20 protein-coding genes and 1 pseudogene are annotated in these 21,513 nt (G+C 56.2%); 7 read left to right on the forward strand and 14 right to left on the reverse strand.

The features are described 5' to 3' along the window. Positions 1–170: 170 nt before the first annotated feature. The 5 genes from glyA to ilvA all read right to left on the reverse strand — a co-directional run bounded on the left by glyA (position 171) and on the right by ilvA (position 4,862). The gene (glyA, locus tag ACO6EE_RS04095) at positions 171–1,421 is read right to left on the reverse strand and encodes a serine hydroxymethyltransferase (protein ID WP_485959425.1); all 1,251 of its coding nucleotides are present in this window, start codon (positions 1,419–1,421) and stop codon (positions 171–173) included. 383 nt (positions 1,422–1,804) lie between these two features. Then, positions 1,805–2,128, reverse strand: a complete 324-nt coding sequence (gene cutA / locus ACO6EE_RS04100; protein WP_485959426.1) for a divalent-cation tolerance protein CutA — start codon at positions 2,126–2,128, stop codon at positions 1,805–1,807. Between the two features lie 57 nt (positions 2,129–2,185). Then, complete coding sequence (locus ACO6EE_RS04105) at positions 2,186–2,476, reverse strand: hypothetical protein (RefSeq protein ID WP_485959427.1); 291 nt, start codon at positions 2,474–2,476, stop codon at positions 2,186–2,188. Between the two features lie 124 nt (positions 2,477–2,600). Continuing rightward, positions 2,601–3,236, reverse strand: coding sequence for an alpha/beta hydrolase (locus tag ACO6EE_RS04110; RefSeq protein WP_485959428.1), 636 nt, complete (start codon positions 3,234–3,236; stop codon positions 2,601–2,603). Between the two features lie 99 nt (positions 3,237–3,335). Then, a complete protein-coding gene (ilvA, locus tag ACO6EE_RS04115) occupies positions 3,336–4,862 on the reverse strand; it encodes a threonine ammonia-lyase, biosynthetic (protein ID WP_485959454.1) in 1,527 nt (508 codons plus the stop codon). Positions 4,863–5,142: 280 nt separating this feature from the next. Between ilvA and ACO6EE_RS04120 the strand changes: the two genes are divergently transcribed. Beyond that, positions 5,143–6,387 (forward strand): D-alanyl-D-alanine carboxypeptidase family protein, encoded by a 1,245-nt coding sequence (locus tag ACO6EE_RS04120; RefSeq protein WP_485959430.1) that lies wholly within the window; start codon positions 5,143–5,145, stop codon positions 6,385–6,387. A 78-nt stretch (positions 6,388–6,465) separates the two neighbouring features. On the opposite strand, the gene ACO6EE_RS04125 is transcribed toward ACO6EE_RS04120, so the two are convergent. From ACO6EE_RS04125 to ACO6EE_RS04140, 4 genes are all read right to left on the reverse strand, one after another. Continuing rightward, entirely contained in the window at positions 6,466–7,242 is a 777-nt protein-coding gene (locus tag ACO6EE_RS04125) for a hypothetical protein (RefSeq protein WP_485959432.1), read from the reverse strand. 74 nt (positions 7,243–7,316) lie between these two features. Beyond that, positions 7,317–8,396, reverse strand: a complete 1,080-nt coding sequence (locus tag ACO6EE_RS04130) for a FlxJ family methyltransferase (RefSeq protein ID WP_485959433.1) — start codon at positions 8,394–8,396, stop codon at positions 7,317–7,319. An 86-nt stretch (positions 8,397–8,482) separates the two neighbouring features. Then, positions 8,483–9,181: an N-acetylmuramate alpha-1-phosphate uridylyltransferase MurU gene (gene murU / locus ACO6EE_RS04135; protein WP_485959435.1), complete on the reverse strand. Its 699-nt coding sequence runs from the start codon at positions 9,179–9,181 to the stop codon at positions 8,483–8,485. Positions 9,182–9,238: 57 nt separating this feature from the next. Further along, positions 9,239–9,376 carry a hypothetical protein gene (locus tag ACO6EE_RS04140; RefSeq protein ID WP_485959437.1) on the reverse strand — a complete coding sequence of 46 codons (138 nt, stop codon included), beginning with the start codon at positions 9,374–9,376 and terminating at the stop codon, positions 9,239–9,241. Positions 9,377–9,459: 83 nt separating this feature from the next. Here ACO6EE_RS04140 and ACO6EE_RS04145 point away from each other — a divergent pair, with 83 nt between their 5' ends. Beyond that, on the forward strand, positions 9,460–9,711 hold the full coding sequence (locus ACO6EE_RS04145; RefSeq protein WP_064085009.1) for a DUF1289 domain-containing protein: 252 nt from the start codon (positions 9,460–9,462) through the stop codon (positions 9,709–9,711). Between the two features lie 49 nt (positions 9,712–9,760). Next, positions 9,761–10,678, forward strand: coding sequence for an EamA family transporter (locus tag ACO6EE_RS04150; protein WP_485959439.1), 918 nt, complete (start codon positions 9,761–9,763; stop codon positions 10,676–10,678). Positions 10,679–10,698: 20 nt separating this feature from the next. Here the strand turns inward: ACO6EE_RS04150 and mutY are convergent, their stop codons facing one another. After that, positions 10,699–11,712 carry an A/G-specific adenine glycosylase gene (mutY, locus tag ACO6EE_RS04155; protein ID WP_485959441.1) on the reverse strand — a complete coding sequence of 338 codons (1,014 nt, stop codon included), beginning with the start codon at positions 11,710–11,712 and terminating at the stop codon, positions 10,699–10,701. A gap of 160 nt (positions 11,713–11,872) precedes the next feature. Here mutY and ACO6EE_RS04160 point away from each other — a divergent pair, with 160 nt between their 5' ends. Beyond that, positions 11,873–13,030, forward strand: a complete 1,158-nt coding sequence (locus tag ACO6EE_RS04160; RefSeq protein WP_485959443.1) for a THUMP domain-containing class I SAM-dependent RNA methyltransferase — start codon at positions 11,873–11,875, stop codon at positions 13,028–13,030. 82 nt (positions 13,031–13,112) lie between these two features. On the opposite strand, the gene aspA is transcribed toward ACO6EE_RS04160, so the two are convergent. Both aspA and ACO6EE_RS04170 read right to left on the reverse strand, forming a co-directional pair. Further along, positions 13,113–14,510 carry an aspartate ammonia-lyase gene (gene aspA, locus ACO6EE_RS04165; protein WP_485959445.1) on the reverse strand — a complete coding sequence of 466 codons (1,398 nt, stop codon included), beginning with the start codon at positions 14,508–14,510 and terminating at the stop codon, positions 13,113–13,115. Positions 14,511–15,160: 650 nt separating this feature from the next. Continuing rightward, positions 15,161–15,957: pseudogene (locus tag ACO6EE_RS04170) on the reverse strand (IS5 family transposase). Positions 15,958–16,136: 179 nt separating this feature from the next. Between ACO6EE_RS04170 and ACO6EE_RS04175 the strand changes: the two are divergent. The 3 genes from ACO6EE_RS04175 (at position 16,137) to ACO6EE_RS04185 (ending at position 18,579) form a co-directional block, all read left to right on the forward strand. Further along, positions 16,137–16,424, forward strand: a complete 288-nt coding sequence (locus ACO6EE_RS04175; protein WP_485959447.1) for a FeoA family protein — start codon at positions 16,137–16,139, stop codon at positions 16,422–16,424. 152 nt (positions 16,425–16,576) lie between these two features. Beyond that, a complete protein-coding gene (feoB, locus tag ACO6EE_RS04180; RefSeq protein ID WP_485959449.1) occupies positions 16,577–18,439 on the forward strand; it encodes a ferrous iron transporter B in 1,863 nt (620 codons plus the stop codon). Then, the gene (locus ACO6EE_RS04185; protein WP_485959455.1) at positions 18,439–18,579 is read left to right on the forward strand and encodes a FeoB-associated Cys-rich membrane protein; all 141 of its coding nucleotides are present in this window, start codon (positions 18,439–18,441) and stop codon (positions 18,577–18,579) included. Before feoB ends, ACO6EE_RS04185 begins: the two co-directional genes overlap by 1 nt. Positions 18,580–18,720: 141 nt before the next feature. On the opposite strand, the gene ACO6EE_RS04190 is transcribed toward ACO6EE_RS04185, so the two are convergent. Both ACO6EE_RS04190 and alaS read right to left on the reverse strand, forming a co-directional pair. Next, entirely contained in the window at positions 18,721–19,416 is a 696-nt protein-coding gene (locus ACO6EE_RS04190; RefSeq protein ID WP_485959451.1) for an adenine-specific methyltransferase EcoRI family protein, read from the reverse strand. Positions 19,417–19,604: 188 nt separating this feature from the next. Then, positions 19,605–21,513, reverse strand: a 1,909-nt coding sequence (gene alaS / locus ACO6EE_RS04195; RefSeq protein WP_485959452.1) for an alanine--tRNA ligase, incomplete at its 5' end; no start/stop codon positions are given.

Raw genomic sequence — 21,513 nt, forward strand, 5'->3', positions numbered from 1 at the left:
CAATCGCATGAATGAAAGGCTACCTGAAATTTTCAGGTAGCCTTTTAAATAAGAATGCACGGTACTGGCTCGCCGCCTTATCTAATCCGCTATATATTAAATGGTATAAAAAAGCCGGCTGTTTCCAGCCGGCTGGTTTTATTTCAAGTGAAGGTATTCAAGCTATCTGCTTATGCGCCGTATACCGGGAATTGGTCGCACAAGGCTTTCACTTCGCCGGCCACGCGAGCCAGGTTGGCTTCGTCTTCGGGTTTGTCCAGCACATCGGCCACCAGATTCGCCAGTTTGCGGGCGGCAGCTTCGTCGAAGCCGCGGGTGGTGATGGCGGCAGTACCTACGCGGATGCCGGAAGTAACGAAGGGTTTTTCCGGGTCGTTCGGGATGGCGTTTTTGTTGATGGTAATCAATGCTTTGCCCAGCGCGGATTCAGCAGCTTTGCCGGTGATGTGTTTCGGGCGCAGATCCACCAGGAAAACGTGGCTTTCGGTGCGGCCGGAAATGATGCGCAGGCCACGGTTTACCAGCTCTTCGGCCATGGCGGCAGCATTGATCTTCACCTGTTTGGCGTATTGCTTGAATTCGGGCGACAAGGCTTCTTTGAAGGCCACGGCTTTAGCGGCAATCACGTGCATCAGCGGGCCGCCTTGCAGGCTGGGGAAAATAGCGGAGTTGAGCGCTTTTTCGTGGGTGTTGTCGCGGCACAGAATCACGCCGCCGCGCGGGCCGCGCAGGGTTTTGTGGGTGGTGGTGGTAACGAAGTCGGCGTGTGGCACGGGGTTGGGGTATTCGCCGGCGGCAATCAGGCCGGCATAGTGTGCCATATCCACAAACAGATAGGCGCCCACTTTATCGGCGATTTGGCGGAAGCGTGTCCAGTCGATTTCCAAGGCGTAGGCGGAGGCGCCGGCCACAATCATTTTGGGTTTATGCTCAAGCGCGAGGCGTTCCACTTCGGCATAGTCGAGCACTTCGTTTTCGTCCAGGCCGTAGGTGATGGCGTTGTAGAGCTTGCCGGAAATATTTACTGATGCACCGTGGGTGAGGTGGCCGCCGTGGGCAAGGCTCATGCCGAGGATGGTGTCGCCGGGTTTCAATACGGAGGCATACACGGCTTGGTTGGCTTGCGAGCCGGAGTGGGGTTGTACGTTGGCATAAGTGGCACCGAATAGTTTTTTCACGCGTTCGAGGGCAAGCTCTTCGGCCACATCTACGTGTTCGCAGCCGCCGTAGTAACGCTTGCCGGGGTAGCCTTCGGCGTATTTGTTGGTGAGCTGGCTGCCCTGGGCTTCCATCACGGCGCAGCTGACGTAGTTCTCGGAGGCAATCAGTTCAACGTGATCTTGCTGGCGCTTGTCTTCGGCGGCAATGGCGGCGGCGAGGTCGGGATCGTATTTGGCGATGGTGATGCTGCGGGAAAACATATTTGAGTCTCCTTTGACAGACAATAGGTGGATGCTGGCGGGCAGCGGGGGATGATAAGCTAAACAAACCCGCTCTCGCCCCAATCGTGCCGTTTGTACTGCCGATGGTTGGCGGGGGAAGGGGAGTTTGTTTAACTTATGCTAGGCGGTATTGTAGCCGAATTCGGTGCCGATAGCTAAAGCCCTTTGCTTCCTGCGGCGGCGGGCCTAACCGTATAGCCCAGTCTGTTTTCGGCTTGTTGCTTGGCATGTAGCAAAGCACTTCAGCTGTATTTCGGCTGGCAAAGAAGGCTACCTGAAAACGGGCGCTGCGGGTTTCTGCGGAGCTAATATTTCAGGTAGCCTTTGATGTACGGCAATATTTTTGAAGATTGTCGGCCGAATTATGGTACGAGATTGTCTTGCAGCCATTTCAGGTAGCCTTCTGAGCCGACGGATACGGGCAGCAGCAGGATTTGCGGGCAATCGTAGCTGTGCTGCTCGAGAATCAGGCGCTCAACGGCGGGGTAGTGCCGTTCGGCGGTTTTGATGGTGAGGCGGATTTCGCTGTCGCAACAGAGCTCGCCTTGCCAGAGGTATTGGCTTTGAATGGTCTCGTATTGTACGCAGGCGGCAAGGCGCTGTTGCAGCAGGAGTTTGCCGATGCGTTCGGCTTCGGCTTGGCTGGGGCAGGTGGTGAGGACGATGGCGGGTTGGCAGGTGGGCATGGTCTAGTGAAAAGATTATTTTGCTAGGGATTAGGGGTAGATTCAGCAAAATGATTACTACATGATTTGAATTGGAAAATCCTCAAATAAATTTTTATCAGCATAGTTTAGAATAATATTAAATAATTTATTTAAATTAGATACAAATCCTTCTGTATGAATAAATTTCATTATAAAGTTTGAGAGTTCTTCTGATGCGATTCCACGTATCAGATCGTTTCCAGTGCCGCTGCTTATGATTTGTGCAGAAAGAATAGTTTTTTCTCCATTCCAATTAAAAAATAGAGTAACTTTATGGCTAGTAGGATGATAGATAATCTTATCCAAATATAGAGGAGGGTTAGACATTTGAGGTGTTTTATCATAATGAAAAGTTTAAGTGATTATTATTTGGATATGATTCAACTGTCAAATGGCGGATAGTTTTTCAGGTAGCCTTTCTACATCTAAAGGCTACCTGAAACTGATCAGCTTATTTTCCCAACACGCCGGGCACGAAGCGCAGCAGGGTGTCGCGCAGGGGGATGAGTTTGCCGTGGAAGAAGTGGGAGGATTGGGGCAGCACAACCACGGGGATGTCTTGCGGGGCGGCCCAGCTGAGGGCGTTGGACAGTGGGACGACTTCATCAATTTCGCCGTGGATTACCAAAGTATGCGCCGGATCGGCGGCTTGGGCGGCGGGCACTTCATACATGCCCACGGCGGGGCCGAGCAGTACGAGGGCATCGGGTTGGCGCTGTTGGGCGGCAAACAGGCTCACGTAGCCGCCGAAGGAGAAGCCGGAAATGATGAGTTGGGCGGCATGCGGGTGTTGGTTTTGGGCGTAGTCGATGACGGCGAGGCAGTCGTCGGTTTCGCCGCGCCCGTAGTCGTGTTCGCCTTCGCTTTCGCCCACGCCGCGCAGGTTGGGCAGGTAGCAGTGGAAGCCGAGGCGGGCATAAACTTTGGCGGCGGTTTGGATCACTTTGTTGGTAAACGTGCCGCCGTGCAGGGGGTTGGGGTGGTTGATGACGGCTACGCCGCGCTCGGGGGCTTCGGGCGGCAGGTAGATGGTGTGCAGGCGGCCGGCGGGGCCGTCTATCCAGAGGAGGTGTTGGGGAGCGAGCATTTGGGTTCTCTTGGTTTATAAATGGATTTTGGTTTGAACTACGCTAGAGCTTATGTTTTCAGGTAGCCTGAACGGGCTGATGAGGCTACCTGAAAAGATTTAGGCCTGGCCGAGGAATAGGCGGTAGGCGGCGTTGCCGGTTTGCTCGGTGTGCACATAGCCCAGCTCTTGCAGGAAGGTGGCGAAGGCTTGGTTGTCGGCGGGCGGCACGTCGATGCCCACCAGCACGCGGCCGTAATCCGAGCCGTGGTTGCGGTAGTGGAATAGGGTGATGTTCCAGCTGCTCTGCATCCGGCTGAGGAAGTAGGCCAGCGCGCCGGGGCGTTCGGGGAACTCGAAGCTGAACAGGCGCTCGTGTGCCACTTTGCCGGTGCGGCCGCCCACCATGTAGCGGATGTGGATTTTGGCGGTTTCGTCGTCGGTGAGGTCGGTGTTGGGCAGGCCGGCGGCGGTGAGCTCGGCGCTGATGGCAGCCAGGTCGGACGCGCCTTTGCTTTGGATGCCCACGAAAATGTGCGCGGTGGCGTCGTCGCCGTAACGGTAGTTGAATTCGGTGATGTTGCGGCTGCCCAAAATATTGATGAACTTGAGGAAGCTGCCGGGCTGCTCGGGAATCGACACGGCAAAAATACCTTCGTTGCCTTCGCCCAGCTCGCTGCGCTCGGAAACGTGGCGCAGGCGGTGGAAATTGATGTTGGCACCGCTGGTGACGGCAATCAGGGTTTGGCCATGCGCCTGCTCGCGGGCGACATAGGTTTTGAGGCCGGCCAAGGCCAGCGCGCCGGCGGGCTCGCAGATGCTGCGGGTGTCGTCGAAAATATCTTTGAGCGCGCCGCAGATGGCGTCGGTGTCTACTGTGATGATTTCATCTAGAAATTCGTGGCACAGGCGGAAGGTTTCTTCGCCCACCAGCTTTACTGCCGTGCCGTCTGAAAACAGACCGACGTCTTTGAGCTCAACCAGGCGACCGTGTTCGATGGAGGTTTTCATGGCACAAGAATCATGGGTTTGCACGCCGATTACTTTGATTTCGGGGCGCACCTGCTTAATGAACACAGCCACGCCGGCCGCCAGTCCGCCGCCGCCGATGGGCACGAACACGGCATCAATCGGCTTGGAATGCTGGCGCACGATTTCCAGCCCGATGGTGCCTTGGCCGGCAATCACGTCGGGATCGTCAAACGGCGGGATATAGGTCTGGCCGCTGCTTTTGGCCAGCTCTACGGCGTGGTCGTAGGCATCGTTGAACGACACGCCTTTGAGCACCACTTTGCCGCCGCGCGAGCGCACGGCGTCCACTTTAATCTGCGGCGTGGTCTCGGGCATCACGATGGTGGCTTCGCAGCCGAGCTTTTGCGCGGAAAGCGCCACGCCCTGGGCGTGGTTGCCGGCGCTGGCAGTAATCACGCCTTTCTGCAGCAGCTCGGGCGGCAGCTTGGCCATTTTGTTGTATGCGCCCCTGATTTTGAAGGAGAACACGGGCTGGAGGTCTTCGCGTTTGAGCAGGATGCGGTTGCCGCTGCGCGCGGAAAGGTTGCGGGCAAAATCCAGCGGCGTTTCGGCGGCCACGTCGTAAACGGAGGCGGTGAGGATGCGGGTGAGGTAGTCGGTGTGGGGCAAAGGCATGATGGCGGTGTCTGAAATCGTTTTGAAAAGCGGCAAGATACTCCGTTTGCGCCGCCGCTGGCAAGAAAAATCAGGTTAAACGCTTAGCAATACAAGCTTGAGCAGCTATAATCGGCGCAATTTTGCCGCATGATTGGCTTTTGGCGGCAGGCTACCTGAAAAATTTCTGCTTTGCAGAACCTCCGCTGCGCTTTAACTTCCTTGCAGTTCCGCTTTCAGGTAGCCTCAATCCCAAGCCTGCCGGCGGCAAGCCATTCAATCCAATTCAACAGACAACGCAATGAAACAAAAACTCACCCTCCTCACCCTATCTCTTTTAGTGGCCGGCTGGCAGGTGCAGGCCGCGCCGCAAGCCGCTTCCGCCCCCCGCCAAGCCTCTGCCCCTGCCGCTTCCGCTCCGGCTGCCGCTGCCAATTCCGCCGCCACCCAGCCCGTAACCGCCGTGGGTTTGCCCGAAATCAAAGCCTCGGCCTATGCCGTGTATGACGCGCAAAGTGGCCAGATGCTTGCCTCGCACAAATTAAACGAACACATCGAGCCCGCCTCGCTCACCAAGCTGATGACCGCCTATTTGGTGTTTAAAGCGCTGGAAGAAGGTAAACTCAAACCAGATCAAACCTTTACCGTTTCCGAGCAGGGCTGGAAAGCGGAAGGTTCGCGTATGTTCCTCGACCCGAAAACCCCCGCCCGCGTGGACGATTTGCTCAAAGGCCTGATTGTGCAGTCCGGCAACGATGCCTCCATCACCCTGGCCGAAGCCGTGGCCGGCAGCGAGGCGCAGTTTGTGCAGCTGATGAACGCCGAAGCCAAACGGCTCGGCATGAAAGACACCCATTTTGAAAACAGCACCGGCTTGCCCGGCGCGCAGCACTACACCTCGGTGCAAGACCTCATCACCCTTTCCGCCGCCATCATCCACGACTATCCGCAATACTATCCGCTTTATTCCATCCAGTCTTACAGCTACAACAACATCACCCAGCCCAACCGCAACCTGCTGCTCTACCGCGACCCCGACGTGGACGGCATGAAAACCGGCCACACCGACAGCGCAGGCTACAACCTGGTGGCCTCCAGCAAACGCAACGGCCGCCGCGTGATTTCCGTGGTGGTGGGCACCGAAAGTATGCAGGCGCGTGCCGCCGAGAGCAGCAAACTGCTCAACTGGGCGCTGCAATCCTACGACACGCCTAAGCTGTATGATGCCGAAACCGCCATTTCGCAGGTGAAAGTGTACAAAGGCGCGGATAACGCTGTGAACGTGGGCTTTATCGACGCCACCTACATCACCGTGCCGCACGGCCAGGCCGCGCAGCTGCAGCCCGTGCTGGAAACCGTGCAGCCCGTGCTCGCGCCGATTAGCAAAGGCCAAGTGCTCGGCACCGTAAAATTTATGGACGCGCAAAACCGCGTGGTGGCGCAGAAAGACGTGGTGGCGCTCAACGACGTGGCCGAAGCCGGCTTCTTTGGCCGCCTGTGGGACAGCATCGTGCTGTGGTTTAAGAGCCTGTTTAGCGGGTCTTGATACAGTTTGATTGATGCGATAAAGGCTACCTGAAAACTCGGAACGGGGTTTCAGGTAGCCTTTGTGTGTCCGGGCGGTTTATTTCGCGTCTTCGGTGCAGCTGTTTTTGGCAACGGTGGCTTCGAAGGTTTCGGATTGGCCGGGGAGGGTGAAGTGGTGGGTGGTGGGGTAGTAGCGGTTGCTTTGGGCGAGCAGGGGGTCGTCGCACACGAGGGTGCGGGCTTCGGCCTGCAGTTTGGCGCGGATTTGTGTGGCGGGCTGTTTGGCGAGCTCGGGGTCGTTGAGGGTGAGGTGTTTGTGCATGGTGCACGCGGTGTGGTCGAAGCGGACGCGTTGCAGGGTGAGCTTGTCTTCGGTGAGGGGAAGGCGCTGGTTCATGCCGGGAATGAGGAGGATGAGGGCGGCGATTTGGCCGTTTTCTTCCTGCTGCGCCGGGCTTTGGCTGCTTTGGATTTGGGCGCAGCGGCCGGCAGGGATGGTGAGGTTGATGGGGACGGTTTCGCCGCTGATGGTGTAGCGGGTGGTGAGGCTGCGAGTTTGGTTGAGGGCGGGGAATTGGGGATGTTCGCACCAGGAGGCTTCGGTAAGGGTTTGCAGGGCTTGGATGGTGTGCTCGCGTTCGGCAGCAGGTGGCAGGGGCAGCAGTTGGCTGTCGATGGCGGCATCAATCAGGATGTTGCCGCCTTGTGCGGCAGCGCGGCGGATGGTGAAGGGGCCGGATTTGATGGGCGCGTCCCGGTTGATGCTGCGGATGAATTGGGGCAGGCCGGCGGCTTGTCTGGCAGGCTGCTTGGCTTGGGCGGTAAGGGGCAGGGTGGCGGCGGATAGGATGAGGGCTAGTTTGATGGCTTGCATGGCGGTTTCCTTTTATGCGGGTTGGAGGCTACCTGAAAACTGCGGTTTGGTTTTTCAGGTAGCCTTTTTCTATTTTACGCTTTCTTGCAGCACAAGAGGCTGTGGCCGAGGCCGAGGTTGTCGTGGATTTTGGCTATTTGCAGGCCGGCGGCTTCGATGCAGCGGCTGAGGTCGGCGCTGTGGAAGATTTTGCTGTTGCCGTTGGCCAGGGCGGTGAAGTAGAGGCTGGTTTGGGTGAGACAGTAGGCGGCGGTTTCGTATTTTTGCCTGTCCCACAGGGGCTCGAGGATATAGAGGGTGCTGTTTTCGCTCATGCTGGCAGCAGCGCGGCTGAGGATGGAGGTAACTTGCTGTTCGGTAAAACAGTCGAGGAATTGGCTCATCCAGATGGCGTCGAAGCCTTCGGGGAAGGGGGTGGTGGGGTCGAGCAGGTTGGCGGGGTGGCCGTGGATGCGGTCGGCGCCGGGCAGGCGGGCGGTATGCTCTTTCATCAGTTGGATTTGTTGGGGCAAATCCATGATGGTAACCTGCACTGCCGGGTTGTGCGCTACGCATTGCAGCGCCCAGCGGCCGGTGTTGCCGCCCACGTCGAGCAGGCGGCGGACGGGTTGGGAAAAGACGATTTCCAGTGCGGCGGGGAAGGATTGGTCGGAATAGAAGTGGTCGAAGGCGAGCCATTTCTCGAGGGCGCGCGGGGGAAGGCTGGAGAGGCCTTCGTAGATGGTGGGCCAGTTGCCGAATACTTTGAGCCCGGCGGGTCGGCCTTCGAGCAGGGCGGCTTCGAGGTCGAATGCGGCTTGGTAGCAGACGTCGTGCACGAAATCCATGTTGATGGGGGATAGGGGGTCTTTGATTAAAAACCAGCCGGCTTTGCTGATGCGGTAGCGTTCGTTTTCGCAGAGGACGGTGCCGATGGAGAGGGAGGCTTCGAGCAGCACTTGGGCGGCGTAGCGGCTGAGCTTGGCTTCTCGGGCGATTTCTTCCAGGGTTTGGCCTTCGGCAGCGCGGTTGAGCCGTTCGAGGATGCCGAATTTCACCATCAGGCGGGAGGCTTGGAAGGCGATGGGGCCGAAGATGATTTGCTGGGCAAGGCGCTGGGCTTCTTGGGCGGTGTGTTGTTCTTGGTTGTATCGTTCGAGGGTGTGTTTGGTCATAAGTAGATCGTCCGGTAAGGGTTTGGGTTTCAGGTAGCTTTAAAAAGGCTTGAGGCTACCTGAAAACGGATTGTAAATAAAGGGGCTCAGCCTGCCCACTGTTCGCTGATGCGGGTGGCTTCCTGCAGGCGTTCGGGCGTGCCCACATCCAGCCACAGGCCGGTGTGCATTTCGCCGCACACTTGGCCTTGCTGCATGGCTTGGCGCAGCAGGGGAGCGAGTTTGGCGCGTTGGTGGGCGGCGGTGTGGGCGAACAGCTCGGGACGGTAGAGGCCGATGCCGCTGAAGGTGTGGGCAGGCTGCGGGATTTCGGCGTCGCTAACTTGGCCGCCGGTTTGTAGGCGGAAGTCGCCTTGCGGGTGGTGCGGGGGGTTGGGCACGAGCCAGAGGTAGGCGAGGGTGTGCGCGCTCATTTGGGCGGCACGCTCGACGGCGGCGCGGCAGTCGAAATCGGTGAGGATGTCACCGTTGATTACCAGGAAAGGCTCGCTGCCCAAGAGCGGCAGGGCGGTAGCGATGCCGCCGGCGGTTTCCAGCCCGCCGGGTGCTTCGGGCGAATATTGGATAGACACGCCATAACGGCTGCCGTTGCCGAGGCCTTGTTCAATTTTTTCGCCGAGCCAGGCGTGGTTAATAACGATTTCTCTGATACCGGCGGCGGCCAGGCGGCGCAAATGCCAGCCGATGAGCGGCTCGCGGCCGCAGGGGAGCATGGGTTTGGGCAGGGCGTCGGTAAGCGGGCGCATCCGCTCGCCGCGCCCGGCGGCCAGGATCATGGCTTTCATGGTTTCAGGTAGCCTTAAGAGTGAGAAAACCGGGCGATTATATAGCGGAATGGGTTTTCAGGTAGCCTTTTGGTGGGGCAGGGGATATTTGCGGGTTTGGTGGATGCCTAATAAATAGCGAAGATTGATGTCGGCTGCTTGCTTGGTGAGGCTACCTGAAAATTTCAGCTTCGCCGGAATATGGTGGTATGGCATGTTCAGCTAATCCCTTCTGCCGCTGGCTTCCACCCAAACGCTTGCTATACAATGCCGCCTTCGCGCAGCGTTTCGCACACACTATGGAACAACTCGAATTTTTCAGCATTCCCAGCCCCTGCATCGGTGTTTGTCAGGCCAATAGCAAGGGCTATTGCAAAGGCTGTTTGCGCAGCCGTGAGGAGCGGCTGTATTGGCTGAAGCTTACGGATACGCAGAAGCAGAATGTGCTGCGCCTGTGCCGTTTGCGCAAGCGCAAGCTGTTGCAGTTGGCGGCTGAGCAGCAGGTTGTTTCTATTGAGCTGCCGGAGCAGATGGATTTCGATTTTTTCTAAGCTGCCATCCTGCCCTTTCTTTTTTCTCTTTTATCGTTAAATATCAATTATGCCGGTTTTATCTGCTTTATCTTTTCTTCCTGCCTCCTGGACATGGCAGTTTCTCGCCTTGGCGGTGTTGTGCAGTGTGGCGGTTTCTGTGTTGCTGAAAATAGCGCGCAAACAAGGAATTCATATTGAACACGCAATTGCGGTGAACTATATTGTGGCTACGGCCTGCTGCTGGCTGCTGCTTGCGCCGCCGCTGGATAGCCTGCGCGGGGCGGATATTGGCGGCCTGTGGCCGTTTTTGGCTTTGGGCGTGCTGTTGCCGAGCATTTTTGTGGTGATGGCGCGGGCGGTGGAACAGGCTGGGATTGTGCGCTCGGATGCGGCGCAGCGTCTGTCGCTGGTGTTACCGGTGTTGGCGGCTTTCTTGCTGTTTGGCGAACGGCTAAACAGCAATAAAATCGTGAGCATCGTGCTGGCTTTCAGCGCGCTGGCGGCTTTGCTCTACAAGCCGGGTAAGGGCAAGCAGGATGGCGGGATGTTTTGGCTGGCGGGGGTATGGTTGGGCTTTGGGGTAATCGATATTCTGTTCAAGCAATTATCCAAAACCGGGCAGGCGATGTCGTTGAATCTGTTTGTGGCCTTCGCGCTGGCTTGCGTGCTGATGTGGGGTTATGTGTGGCGGCAGGGCAAACCGCTCAAGGCAGCGGATTTTGCCGGCGGGCTGCTGCTGGGATTATTGAATTTTGGCAATATCCTGTTTTATATCAAGGCACACCATGCGTTTTCCGGCGACCCGACCTTGGTATTTGCCGGCATGAACTTGGGCGTGATTGCGTTGGGCACGCTCACCGGCGCGCTGGCGTTCAAGGAAAAGATTTCGGCAGTGAATCAAGCCGGCATTGTGTTGGCACTCGCGGCGATTTACAGCCTGTTTTATTTAGATTGGCTGCTGGCGAAGCTGGGCGTTGCAATATAAGTTTCAGGTAGCCTCTTGCTTTACCCGCGCCGCAAATATTCTGCCAGCGGCTTGGGCAAACCGTATTCCGCCGCATTAGCCCACAGGCTGCCGTGTGCCGCAGCCGCCACTCCGTTTGCCTGTAAAGGCGTAATCTGCAACAGGCGGTGCGTGAGGCGGTGGCTCACCAAATCTCCTTCGGCCAAATCTTCCGCGGCCACGCCGAAAGCGGCTGCGCGCTCATACAAATCATCCAACCGCTCAAAGCAGGGCACGCAGTAGAGCCCGCCCCAAATGCCGCCGGCTGGGCGTTTTTCCAGCAGCACCCGGCCCTGTTTGTCGCGCAACACCAGCCAATACAGCGCCACCTCCTTCACCGCTACCACGGTTTTTTTGCGCGGCAGCTCGGCAATCCGCCCTTGCTGCTTGGCCAGGCAGATTTCCGCCATCGGGCAGGCATCGCAGCGCGGTTTGCTGCGTTTGCACACCAGCGCGCCCAAGTCCATCAGCCCTTGCGTGTAGGGGGGCATTTCCTCGGCTGCGGGCAGCAGGCTTTCGGCTAAATCCCACAAAGCAGTTTCAAATTTTTTGTCACCGATTGCCCCGTCTTGCGCAAACACGCGGCACAAAACGCGCTTCACATTGCCGTCTAAAATTGCTTCGCGCCGGCCGAAGGCAAAGGCGGCAATCGCCGCCGCTGTGCTGCGCCCCACGCCCTTGAGCGTTTCCAGGTCTTGGCGCGTATCGGGAAAGCGGCCGCCGAAATCGTGCACCACCTGTTTGGCCGCCGCATGCAGATTGCGGGCGCGGCTGTAGTAGCCCAGCCCGGCCCACAGCGCGAGCACTTCGTCTTCATCCGCCGCAGCCAGCGCGGCCACGTTTGGAAATGCCGCCAGAAAACGCGGGTAGTATGCCAACACGGTGGCCACCTGCGTTTGCTGTAGCATAATCTCCGAAAGCCACACCGCATACGGCTCGCGCACCTGCCAAGGCAGGCCGTGCCGCCCGTGTTGCTTTTGCCAGCATACCAGCTGGGCCGAGAAATCTGTGTTCATATATTAAGGCTACCTGAAACCGAAAATCCCGTATTGTATAGCGGATTAAAATGGCAATGATACTGCCCAAGCTGCCGCCGGATGCTTTTCAGGTAGCCTCCCGCCGCAATCCGTCCGTTTCCCGCTATAATCCCAGCCCCAACTAACCCGATTGCCAGCCATGACCATCCACACCCTCTTCGCCACCTGCCCACGCGGCCTCGAAACCATCCTCGCCCAAGAGCTTGCCGCCCAAGGCTGCACCCATATCGCCCCCACCGATGGCGGCGTATCCTGCCAAGGCAGCCTCGAAGCCACCTACCGCGCCAACCTTCATTCCCGCACCGCCAGCCGTATCCTGCTGCAACTGGCCAAACAGCCCTATCGCAGCGAAGACGACATTTATCGCGCCGCCAAAAGCATTCGTTGGGAAGACTGGTTCCATGCCGGGCAAACCTTCAAAATCAAAGTGGAAGGCAAACGCGCCCGCGTGAAAAGCCTCGACTTTACCGCCCTCAAAATCAAAGACGGCCTGTGCGACCGCTTCCGCAGCAGCCAAGGCCAACGCCCCAGCGTGGACAAAGCCAATCCGCACATCCGCATCCACGCCTTCATCAGCGAGCAGCACGCCGCCATCTTCATCGATACCAGCGGCGAAGCCCTGTTCAAACGCGGCTACCGCCAAGACACCGGTGCCGCCCCCTTGCGCGAAAACCTCGCCGCCGGCCTGCTCCTGCTCGCCGGCTACAACGGCAACCAGCCTTTCCAAGACCCTTTCTGCGGCAGCGGCACCCTCCCCATTGAAGCCGCCCTTATCGCCATCCGGCGCGCGCCCGGCCTCGACCGCCGTTTCGGTTTTGAGCAGCTGGACAACTTTGATGCCGCCCTCTGGCAGCGCTTGCGCCAAGAAGCCCAAGCCGCCGTGTTGCCGCAAGCTCCCGCGCCCATCGCCGGCAGCGACACCGACCGCCGCCTGATTCAAACTGCCGCCATCAACGCCCGCGAAGCCCAAGTGGCCGAGCACATCGTTTTTCAGGTAGCCGACGTGCGCGACACCCGCTCCAACGGCGAAAACGGCATCCTTCTCTCCAATCCGCCCTACGGCGTGCGCCTCGAAGAAATCCACACTCTGCACGCGCTCTACCCCCAGCTCGGCTCCTGGCTCAAACAGTACTACCCCGGCTGGCTCTGCGGCCTGCTCACCGCCGACCGCGACCTGCCCAAACTCATGCGCCTGTCGCCCAAGCGCAAAATTCCCCTGTATAACGGCAACCTCGACTGCCGCCTGTTCCTGCTCGACATGGTGCGCGGCTCCCACCGCACGCCCAAGGTGGAATAGCTGTATTTAAGCATTAAACAAAAGGCTACCTGAAAACCAGTAATCGGTTTTCAGGTAGCCTTTATTTTGTTTCAACTCAAGCTTACAAATGCGGATCGGCCAGGTTTTGTGGCGACAGGATGCGGTCTAGCTCCGCTTCGCTCAAGAGCTGGCGCTCCAGCACTACTTCGCGCACGGTTTTGCCGGTTTGGGCGCAGATTTTGCCTACCAAGTCGCCGTTTTCGTGGCCGATATAGGGGTTGAGATAGGTTACCAGGCCGATGGAGTTGAAGACGTAGCGTTCGCAGATTTCGCGGTTTACCGTGATGCCGTGCACGCATTTGTCGGCCAGGGTAACGGCGGCGTTGCCTAAGAGCGAGATGCTTTCAAACATGGATTGCGCGATAACCGGTTCCATCACGTTGAGTTGGAGCTGGCCGGCTTCAGCGGCAAAGGTGATGGTGGTGTCGTTGCCGATTACTTTGAAGCAAACTTGGTTTACCACTTCGGGAATCACGGGATTCACCTTGGCGGGCATAATCGATGAGCCGGCCTGCATTTCCGGCAGGTTGATTTCTTTCAGGCCGGCACGCGGGCCAGAGGAGAGCAGGCGCAGGTCGTTGCAGATTTTGGAGAGCTTCACTGCGGTGCGCTTCAGGGCGCCGTGCACCATCACATAGGCGCCACAGTCGGAAGTGGCTTCAATCAGGTTTTCGGTGAGCTTGCAGGGCAGACCGCTGATTTCGGAGAGTTTTTGCACGGCCAGCGGCGCGTAGCCTTGCGGCGTGTTGATGCCTGTGCCGATGGCGGTGGCGCCGAGGTTCACTTCCAACAGCAGTTGGCGGGTGCGTTCGAGGTTGGTTTCTTCTTCTGCCAGCAGCACTTGGAAGGATTGGAATTCCTGGCCGGCAGTCATGGGCACGGCATCTTGCAGCTGGGTGCGGCCCATTTTTAGTATATCTTTGAATTCATCGGCTTTGGCAGCAAAGGTATCTTTCAGGTGTGCCAGTTTGCCCAATAGTTCGCCAATGCTGGTGTATACAGCCAGCCGGAAGCCGGTGGGGTAGGCGTCGTTGGTGGATTGGCTGGCGTTCACATGATCCATGGGGTTGACGATGTCGTAGCGGCCTTTGGCGTGGCCTAAGGCTTCCAATGCGAGGTTGGCGATGACTTCGTTGGTGTTCATATTCACCGAAGTGCCGGCGCCGCCTTGGAATACGTCGGATGGGAACTGGTCGAGGCAACGGCCGTTGAGCAGCACTTCGTCGCAGGCTTGGGCAATGGCGGCGGCGATTTCGGGCTTGAGTGCGCCCAGCTCGCCGTTGGCCTGGGCTGCAGCTTTCTTCACCATCATCATGCTGCGCACAAACTGGGGCACGTCGGAGATTTTCTGCCCGGAGATTTGGAAGTTTTCCACTGCGCGCAGGGTGTGGATGCCCCAGTAGGCGGCAGCAGGGATTTCGCGTTCGCCTAGGAGGTCGTGTTCGGTGCGGGTTGTCATGTTTGGATATCCTTTGAGTGGAGTAGGGTGATTAACGAAGGAATGCTGCAGCGTTAGTCTGTATATTGCTGATGGCTCGCTGCATGGTGGTAAGAGTGTGTCTGTGGACTTTCATTACCAACAAAATGATAGCAGTTCATTGCCGGGCATGATTGGCATTAAATCAAAAAGGCTACTTATGGTTAATCTAATACTATCTGCAGCTTGCCGCCTGGTTTCATTCCTATTTGGAACGACTATATAACGGCTCCAGGCATATCGTAAGAATAATCATACACCATTTTGTTTATTTTTTAAATTTCCGTAAAGATTTGTTTTTATTTAAATGGTTTAATAGAGTAATGGTTGGGCTGAAATACGCAATAGGTGCGGTTTATCAGGTAGGGATTATGTGTGGCTAAATAGCTTCATTTACATATGGTGGAGCGCCAGCACCAGACCGTTAACCTACATAGAAAGCTGCTTCAGCAACATGGGGAAACAAACTAAAAGGCTACTTGAAAATTTAGCTTTGCAGGAGCTTTGCTGCATTACATTTTCAGGTGGCCTTCTTCTCGGCCTATGATGCCATATCGTCTTGCCTTGAGCAGAAAATCATTCTTTTTTTAGGTAACGCAATAATTTACTTAATAGACCTCTTGCGAAAATATTCATCCCATCGCATTAACCAGTCCTGCAATCAGATTTGCCCTTAACCCGAACCGTTTCCGCCTGTTGCGGTAAGGCAGCGACAAGATTTTGAATATCTTCAGCTTCCTGTTGATGTGCTCGATGACAGTTCTGAGTTTGCCTAACCGCCTGTTCGCCTCTTTATCCTGTTTGTCCGGCGGATGATGTTTGGATTTCTTTTTCGGGGTCTGTAATCCGGTTTTAGCCAATCCTTGATAACCCTTATCCGCAATGACTATTTTGTAGGGATAAAGCTCTGCAAGGTGCTTCTTGGCTAAACGCATGTCATGCTGGGCAGCCATCCCCGTCCGGATACTGATGATTTTTTCAGTTTCTCTGCCGTATATGACCTGGATTTTAACCGTATGTCGCTTTTTCTTGCCGCTGTAATACTGCCGCTGTTTTTTTGGGACGTTCAATCGGGCTTTCGGTAACGTCAATGATGACCGTTTGATCGCCCGGATTCTTGTGTTTTGGCAGGGAAAAGCGTTTGCAACGGATGAGGGCGTCCTCGGTTTTACGGATGGTGCGGCAGACATTACTTTCAGAAAGACCGTAGATAGCGGCCAATTCGAGTTGGGTATGGTAATGGCGCAGATAACTTAGGGCAAGCAGCAGTTGGTCTGCCAAACCGAGCGTATGCGGCCTGCCCGACTTGACCTTCCGGCTTTCTGCTTCTGTGGTGACTTGCAGCATCTCATGAAAAAGGACGGGCGTTACACCTGTGAGCCGTTTGAATTCCCTGTCGCTTTTTTTGGATGCGGTTTTCGTATTTCATTTGGAAATTGTAAATCTTCAGGATACTTTCGCAAGAGGTCTAATAAAGCTAAAATGATTGCGGTTTTCAGTTTGAGTTCTACGTTAATAAGATTTATTATCATAGTAACTTTGGCAAGAAAAAATAATCAAAACCATTTTTGCCGTGAAACTACCAACTTCGTTCTAGAGAGCCCAACTATGTCCACCATCCCACTCTCCCAGCTGCGCAAAGGCGTGGTTGCGCATATCGATTCCATTGTCCCCAATCCCGTGTTCGGCGAACTCGATGCCTTGGTATCGCGCCGTTTGGCGGATTTGGGTTTTTCCGGCGGCATGCCTTTGCAGGTGATTGCCGTGGGCGGCTTCGGACGCGGACCGTTTGCGGTGCGCTTGGGCAACCAGTCGCAGTTTTCGCTGCGGCGCGATGAGGCGGGGAAGATTATGTGCCATTTGGTCGATGAGGAACAAAAGCAGCCTGCACCTTAAAGGCTACCTGAAAGCGTCAGCTTCAACGAAGTTAAAATGAAAAAGCAGCCTGCAACCCTGCCGACCAAAGTGCAGGCTGCCTGAAACCCGTTCCGTGCCGCCCGAAAGCAGCCTGCATGCGGAAAACCGAAAAAAATCAAAAAGGAAATACGATGGAACTGAGCTATTTCGCCCTCATCGGCGCGCCGAACTGCGGCAAAACCGTGTTGTTCAACGGGCTGACCGGCGCACACGCCAAAGTGGCCAACTATCCGGGCGTAACGGTGGACAAGCGCGAAGGCGCGTTTTTGGACGACGAAGCCGTGCGCATTGTCGATTTGCCCGGCACATACAGCCTGCGCACCACCAGCCCCGACGAAGCGGTGGCGAAAGACGTGGCGGTGGGCAAACTCGGCATTCCGCCCGATGCGATTATCGCCGTGGCCGACGCGACCAACCTGCGCATGACGCTGCGCATGATTTTGGAACTGAAAACGTTGAAACTGCCGATGGTGGTGTCGCTGAACATGAGCGATGTGGCGCAGCGGCGCGGGTTGAATATCGACGCGGCCAAATTGAGTGAACTGTTGGGCGTGCCCGTGCTGGAAACCGTGGCCGTGAGCGCGTCGGGCGTGCAGGCGGTGCGCGAAGCGGTGGCGCAGTTGCCGCGCAAACGCTCGTTCCCCGCCAACCCCGCTTCCGCCGAACGCACGTTGGACGAATTGGACAGCGATGCGCTTTATCACGAAGTCGAATCCATTTTGGCGCAAGTCGTGCGCACGGAAATGACTTTGCCCGCCTGGCACAAAAAATTGGACGAAATCGTGCTGCACCCCGTGTGGGGCGTGGTTTTGCTGATGGTGATTCTGTTTATGGTGTTCCAAGCGGTGTACACTTGGGCCGCGCCGATTATGGAAGCCATCGAAGGCGGCTTCGGTTGGCTGGGCGAATGGGTGGCCGCCAATATGCAGCCCGGTATTTTGAACGATTTAATCGTGAACGGAGTGATTGCCGGCACGGGCAGCGTGCTGGTGTTCCTGCCGCAGATTACCATCCTGTTCGCCTTCATCCTGCTGCTGGAAGACTCGGGCTACCTGCCGCGCGCCGCGTTTTTGCTGGATAACGTGATGGCGAAAAGCGGATTGTCCGGCCGTTCGTTCATTCCGCTGCTGTCCAGCTTCGCCTGCGCCGTGCCCGCCGTGATGTCCGCCCGCACCATCCACGACCCGCGCGAACGGCTGGTTACCATCGCCGTCGCCCCGCTGCTGACCTGCTCCGCGCGGCTGCCCGTGTACGCGTTGATTATCGCCGCCGTCATCCCCAATCAAACCGTGTTCGGCATATTCAATCTGCAAGGGCTGACGCTGTTTGTGCTCTATATCGCAGGCATCCTGTCCGCCGCACTCGCCGCCTACCTCATGAAACGGCTGGCGCGGATTAAAGGCAACGTGCAGCAGTTTCCGCTGTTGATGGAGCTGCCCACCTTCCGTACGCCCAACTTCAAACACATCATGACCAGCCTGTGGGACAGGGTGAAGGCCTTCCTGAAACGCGCCGGCACGATTATTTTCGCGCTGACCGTGATTCTGTGGGGCTTGGTCAGCTGGCCTGCGCCGCCCGAAGGTGCAACCGGCGCAGCGATTGATTACAGCCTGGCCGGTATGATCGGCCACGCCATCCAGCCGCTGTTCGCCCCGCTGGGCTTCACTTGGGAAATGTGTATCGCCATGATTCCGGGCATTGCCGCACGCGAAGTGGTCGTGGCCGCACTGGGCACGGTGTATGCCGTGGGCGCGTCGTCCGAAGATGCGGTGCAAAACGCGCTGATTCCCATCGTCCACAGCAACTGGGGCCTGCCCACCGCCTTCGCCTTCCTGGCTTGGTATGTCTATGCCCCCATGTGCGCCGCCACTTTGGCCGTGATTCGGCGCGAAACCAAATCGCTGAAACAAACGGCTATAATTACAGGCTATATGTTCGCACTCGCCTACCTTGCGGCTTTTATCGTGTATCAAATTACTTCAAGGATATTATGATGATTCAAATGCAATTTATTATAGTCGCCATCATCATGCTCGCCTGCGTGGTGTTCTTGCTGCGGAAGTTTGTGTTCAAACCCAAAAAAACGAAACACGATTGCAGCAGCGGCTGCGGCAAATGCGGCGGCTGCGGTTAGGCCTGCCGAACAGAAAAGCAGCCTGCACCCCGTTTGAGGGAAGGTGCAGGCTGCTTTTGCATTTTAACTTCGTTGAAGCTGACGCTTTCAGGTAGCCTTTCGGAAGTTTGAGGCTACCTGAAAATTTTACTGCGCCAACAGTCAGGCACGGATTTGCGTGAAGGATAGGGGTAGCTTGAAAGATAATATTCTTTGATTTGAAACAACAGCATCGACTTCAACAAGGATTTCGGCATAGTTATCAGGTACGCCGAATAGCATATCCGTTCCCATCGGCGTAGAACCCAGCCACATTTTATTGTTTTTAATCAGCGGAAAAATTTCTTTGTAGGTAATGGCGTTTTTATTGCCGATGATGATGAAGTGTTTGCCGTATTCCACTAATTGCGCCACATATTCCCGAAACAGCGAAAACGGCGGATTGGTTACGACTATATCAGCCTGTTTCAACAGTTTGATACATTCCTCACTGCGGAAATCGCCGTCGCCTTTCAGCGGTTTGACGGCGATTTCGTCGGGCGTGGGAATGCCGTTGCCGTCTTTATCGCCCGTGTATTCCAAATAAACCGCCTGTTCGCTGTCGTTTTGGCTGAACAGGTCGCTGTTTTGGTTTTTGTAGCAGGTGGCAATCAGCTTTCTCAGGCTGAGATGCTCGAAATTGTAAGAAAAATAATGGAAGAAATTGCTGACGCGCGGGTCGTCGCAGTTGCAATAGACAGTTTTGTCTTTGAAATGATGTTTGTAGTGCCGCAGCTCGTTTTCGATGTCGGAAAGCTGGGTGTAGAACTCGTCGTTTTTGGCGCGGTTTGCCGCGTGAAGGGATTTGTTGCCTGCCATATCAAACCCCTCCACAACAGAAGGAGTTGTTTGATACAGTATTGATTTTTATGTTATAATTTGCTTGCTTGCTTGCTTGCTTGCGCCGTATTGCGTCTGCCGTGCTCATGCAATGCTCCTAAATAAATAACGGATTTTGTTTAACAGGCTGCCTGAAAACCACTTTCAGGCAGCCTGCACTTTTCTAATTACAGCTTCTCTCTAACCCAACCTTCTGCCGAATCCAGCATCGCCCCAACTTGGGAAGCATCCGTTCCACCGGCCTGTGCCAAATCCGGTCTACCGCCGCCTTTGCCGCCGACTTGTTCGGCTGCAAATTTGACCAAGTCGCCGGCTTTTACTTTTCCGGTCAGGGCTTTGGATACGCCGGCGCACAGGGAGACTTTGCCGTCGTTCACTGCCGCCAAAAGAATCACGGCGTTGTCGGATTTGCCGGTTAAGTCGGTCACGATTTCGCGCAGGGCTGCGGCATCGGCTTCGATTTGTGCGGCAACGAGTTTGGCTGAACCCAAGTCTTTTGCATCATCCAAGAGTTTGGCGCCTGCGTGGACGGCGAGTTCGGCTTTGGCGCGGGCGAGTTCTTTTTCCAATGCTTTGGCGTGTGCCGCACCTGCTTGGATTTTCGCCAGTACGTCTTTTTCGGTTTGGGCTTTGGTTTCGGCAATAATATCTTTAACTAAACGCTCTTGCTCTTGCGCCCATTTGAGTGCGTTCAGGCCGGTAATGGCTTCGATACGGCGTACGCCTGCGGCAATACCGCCTTCGCTGATGATTTTGAAGAGGCCGATGTCGCCGGTGCGTGAAACGTGTGTACCGCCGCACAATTCGGTAGAGAAACCGCCCATTTGCAGTACGCGGACTTCGTCGCCGTATTTTTCGCCGAAGAGCATCATGGCGCCGGTTTTTTGGGCATCTTCCATGCTCATAATGGCGGCGTTAACGGCAACGTTGGCCAAAATGGCTTCGTTGACGCGGCGTTCGACTTCGGCGATTTCTTCGGCAGTTACCGCTTGAGGATGGGAAATGTCGAAACGGGTGGATTCGGCGGTAACCAAAGAGCCTTTTTGTTCAACGTGCTCGCCCAATACATCGCGCAGGGCTTTGTGCATCAAGTGGGTCGCGCTGTGGTTGCGCATATTGGCATTGCGGATTTCGTCATCCACTTTGGCGGTAACGCTGTCGCCGACTTTCAGACGGCCTGAAGTTTGTACGCCGAATTGGCCGAATACGGCCGCTTTGATTTTTTGGGTATCGAGTACTTCAAAGCGGTTTTCGCCTGCGAAGATATAGCCGACGTCGCCGACTTGACCGCCGGATTCTGCATAGAACGGGGTAAAGTCGATAACGACGGCACCTTCGTCGCCTTCGTTCAATTCGTTGACTTGCTCGCCGTCTTTGTAGAGGGCGAGAACTTTGGATTCGGTTTGGCGTTCGCTATAACCTTTAAACTCGGTGTCTTGACCGTCGTAAGGCAGTTGGGCGTTGGCTTTGAAGCTTTGTGCGGCGCGGGCGCGGGCGCGTTGGGCTTCCATTTCTCGGTTGAAGCCTGCTTCGTCCAGTTCGATATTGCGTTCGCGGCAGATGTCGGCAGTCAAGTCGTATGGGAAACCGTAGGTATCGTAGAGTTTGAAGATGATTTCGCCATCGAGTTTTTTGCTGCCTTTGGCCAATGCGTTTTCCAACAAAGCCATACCGGTTTCCAGAGTTTGGGCAAAACGGCTTTCTTCGTTTTTCAACGCTTCTTCGATTTGAGCTTGTTTTTCTTTCAATTCAGGGTAGGCGTCGCCCATCTCTTTGACCAAATCGGCCACCAGTTTGTGGAAGAATGGTTTGCTTTGACCCAGTTTGTAACCGTGGCGTACGGCGCGGCGGATAATGCGGCGCAGTACATAGCCGCGGCCTTCGTTGGAAGGCAATACGCCGTCTGCAATCAGGAACGAGCAGGAGCGGATGTGGTCGGCGATGACTTTCAGGCTTGGTTCTTCCATGCTGAACGGCGCGCCGGTTTCGCGGGCAACGGCTTTGAGCAGGTCTTGGAACAGGTCGATTTCGTAGTTGCTGTGAACATGCTGCATGACGGCGGCCATGCGCTCCAAG

This window comes from Eikenella sp., assembly GCF_057315495.1.